Source organism: Nostoc sp. (genome assembly GCF_036918245.1).
Classification (GTDB): domain Bacteria; phylum Cyanobacteriota; class Cyanobacteriia; order Cyanobacteriales; family Nostocaceae; genus Nostoc.
The window spans coordinates 1-3,598 of the sequence record NZ_JBALEF010000064.1; the positions used below are offsets into that span (position 1 = coordinate 1).

General features: G+C 38.3%; 3 protein-coding genes. All 3 read right to left on the minus strand.

Translation table 11 applies throughout. From position 1 onward, the window contains the following. Nucleotides 1–164: 164 nt before the first annotated feature. Nucleotides 165–2,021 carry a fatty acyl-AMP ligase gene (locus V7L12_RS17860; RefSeq protein ID WP_335086170.1) on the minus strand — a complete coding sequence of 619 codons (1,857 nt, stop codon included), beginning with the start codon at nucleotides 2,019–2,021 and terminating at the stop codon, nucleotides 165–167. Between the two features lie 1,108 nt (nucleotides 2,022–3,129). Beyond that, nucleotides 3,130–3,282 (minus strand): hypothetical protein, encoded by a 153-nt coding sequence (locus V7L12_RS17865; RefSeq protein WP_335086172.1) that lies wholly within the window; start codon nucleotides 3,280–3,282, stop codon nucleotides 3,130–3,132. Nucleotides 3,283–3,340: 58 nt separating this feature from the next. Then, the coding region (locus V7L12_RS17870; RefSeq protein WP_335086174.1) for a hypothetical protein at nucleotides 3,341–3,598 on the minus strand (258 nt) is incomplete at its 5' end.

The window sequence follows — 3,598 nt, forward strand, 5'->3', positions numbered from 1 at the left end:
AAATACTGAAATACTCTATTCGATTATTACTTCACTACTTGAAGTATCGTTTTATCCTGGTGTTCAATTGATTCATACCGCACTCAGCAACGCCATCAAAAACTTATCTTGGATATCTGCTATTTAGTTGGTATGAATCTTTTCTTAGATAATCCGATTGCTGTTCATAGGTGCTTAGTAGGTGTTAACTGCTTTAGAACAGAATCAACCTCTGCTTCTAGATCCTTAAACTTAGCTTTGTCCTGAGGATTCTCAGTCCAATCCTCCATCACATCTAAGCTACCGGAAAGAAATGCAGTTCGACAAGCTTGACGGCGAATTTTGCCACTAGAGGTTTTGGGAATACTTCCAGTCTTGATGAGTACTGTAGCAAATATATCCAGCCCATGCTGTCCAATCACTGCTTGTCTGACATTTCCGACAATTTCTTGAACGTTTAACTTCCGCAAGTAACTCCGCTCTACCTCCTGAACAATAACTAGCCGTTCGGAACCCTTGAAATCGATGGAAAATGCTGCTCCTGAGGCAGGTTTCAGGGCTGGATGACTATTCTCAACAGTCAGTTCAATATCTTGTGGATAATGATTTTGCCCTCTAATGATAATTACATCTTTGAGTCTCCCTGTGATAAACAACTCTCCATCTTGCAAAAATCCTAAGTCTCCAGTGCGAAAAAATGGGACTGAAGTTCCACTATCGCTAACACCAGTATCTGCTAAATACGCATGAAAAGTTTTCTCTGTCTCCTCAAGTTGATTCCAATAACCTTGAGCAACACTCGGGCCTGCTACCCAGATTTCCCCCACTTGCTCAGGCGCACACATCGTTAAGGATTGGGGATCAACAATGACGACTTTCTGATCAGCAGGACTTTGCCCACAACCTACTATTGTCTGGATATCTCCCCGACTCTCATGCTGCTTCACAATTCGGTTTTGCTCTAATGCTGCTTTTTCTACGTTGCAAGTGATTGGTAAAGCTGTTTTCTCACCTCCGCTTACTATCAGAGTGGTTTCTGCCATACCGTAGCAAGGATAAAATGCTTCTCTGCGAAAGCCACAAGGTGCAAAAGTAGAAGCAAACTGCTCCAAAGTCTCAGCACGGACAGGTTCAGCACCAGTAAAGGCAACCTCCCAACTGCTGAGATCGAGAGTTGCTAACTGTTCGGGTGTCACCTTGCGAATGCAAAGATCATAAGCAAAGTTTGGCCCACCACTAGTTGTAGCTTTGTAGTGAGATATTGCTTGCAACCAACGAATTGGTTTTTGGAGAAAATCTACTGGAGACATAAGAATGCAAGGAACCCCTAAATATAAGGGTTGCAAGACATTTCCAATGAGTCCCATGTCATGGAAAACAGGCAACCAACCAACAACAATAGTTTTGTTTGTATGTCCGAAGGCTTTCTCAATCATCCGCTCGTTATGCAACAGATTCCCATGAGTGATCATCACACCCTTTGGTGTCCCTGTAGAGCCAGATGTGTACTGGAGGAAAGCTAAGGTATTACCGATCAATTCTTGCGGCTGCCATGCTTGTGCTAGATCGTTACTCAACTCATCGGTAGCAAGCCAATGCAATCCAGAAATTTCTAAATCCTCTTGATTGAAGCCAGTTTGGAGGCTATCTAAAATAGATTTAGAAGTAAGTACAATCTTGGCTTGGGCATCTGCGGCTATTGCCTGCAACCTGGACAATTTTTGATTTCGTCTGGGTGGATATGCCGGAACAGCAATAACGCTAGCATATAAACATCCAAAGAAAGCAGCAATAAAATCTAGACCCGGTTGATAGAGGAGCAAAGCACGTTCACCAAAGATATCTAGAGATTGCAGAGTAGCTGCGATCGCTTGTGCTTGCACATGTAACTCTCTATAAGTCAACGATGCTGCTTCTGTCTCTGTACTTTGTAAAAAACTATAAGCTTTCTGTTCAGATTGATTTTGCGCTCTATAAATCAGCAATTCAACTAACGTTGAAAAATAAGGTGGAGTTATCAAGGTGTTGGAATAAACACTCATTCAATGTGCCTCTATTCAATTACAATTGTTTTCATCAGGCAGATATTATCTTTAATCTGCATCAGAAATTTAAGGTGCTCGCATAATTTTAATAAGACTACCTTATTCTCTATAAATTCCAAGTTAATTTCACTAGACCCTGTTTATTAACAAAGATTTAAGTGATGGGTTTGAAGCTTAGAAAATAAATCAAATTAGAAATACTGATTTATTCGTTGCTGATTAACATTGGTTGTGAACAAAATTAATTTAGATAAATTTCCGCAATTCCACAAATTAGAGATAACTTTGTCTTTTTGTTTGATAAATTTAGAATATAGTTAATTTATTTATAAGTCAATACATTATTTTATAATTTTTAATAAATATCTCTATAGATATAGTTACTTTATACATGTTTAACAGACATGCCTTGAATTTGCTTTTTTACCTACTAGCAAAAAAGCAAATTACGGACAATATTAAACATAATAATTATTTAAGTATATTATATTTGATTTACTATAATTTGATCAAATTACAGTAAATATTAAAGTGAGAAATTCCAGTTAACTAAAGACTAAAAGCAAGGATACAAGCACGTTTAACTTATGAACTTGGCATCGATACACTCAAAAATTATTCCATATTTTTGCTGTAACCTTATTTTAAAAACACTTGTTTATCCTTTTTGTATTTACGTCATTTGCCAGGAAAAGGGTATGAAGCGATAGCGTAGAGAAGCAATCCCATATCTTGCGATTGCAACTCTACAAGACGCTCTAGGAACGCTCCACTACGTTGCGTACCCGAAGGTTTCTCCAAAGGAGTACGCAATGACAATTTATAACCTGGGTTTGATATAACTTACACATTTGGAATGCCCTCCGAAAAATTAGCATTTGTACATTTTTGATTTTATTACTAATATTTGCAAATGCTGACTTATTTTAATGCTTGCAATCAAATAAGTTAGATTTGCAAGTGAACAATAGTACTGGATGTTACATCAAAATCTATGAACAATTTCCATTATCTCCAATATTGCAGTATTGGCTATCTTATTTAGAAGGCAGAAGTAACACATGTTTTTAAGCGTGGGATTGGACGCTAAATAATCCCAGTCTGCTCAAGTCGCGAGATCCACCCAGGCAGAGGGTTCCTCCAGTTGGGTAGAACCACAAACTGCACTGGCTCTGTTGTATCTTGTGGTACGCATCTCAATAGAAATTTTGTTATCTAACTGCGGTTTTATACCCACAACTAAGGTTTTAATTAACATTTCTTTTCTTCTGGCTTCTTACCTCTGCCCTTCTTGTAAAATTCTTGGAATGAGAAACTCATTTGGGGATCACCTCGCTGAAATAAACAAATAAGGATGATGCTTGCAGAATACTTGGTAGAGTTTGCTGGCGCGAATTGCCACAATAAGCCAGCAATAAATCCCAAATTTCAATACGAGATAGGCCATTATAAATATATTGATACTTGCAAAATGCAAATAGATTAAACTCAACGAGGCTGTCACCAACCCCGTTGGTCTTCAAAACGGAACGTGAAAGTTTCCCTTCATTCCGCTCCTCAATGCTTTGGTGCTT

Bases quoted from the DNA above. Each gene is read 5' to 3' on its own strand.
- V7L12_RS17860 (WP_335086170.1), bottom strand. From the start codon at position 2,021: ATGAGTGTTTATTCCAACACCTTGATAACTCCACCTTATTTTTCAACG.
- V7L12_RS17865 (WP_335086172.1), bottom strand. From the start codon at position 3,282: ATGTTAATTAAAACCTTAGTTGTGGGTATAAAACCGCAGTTAGATAAC.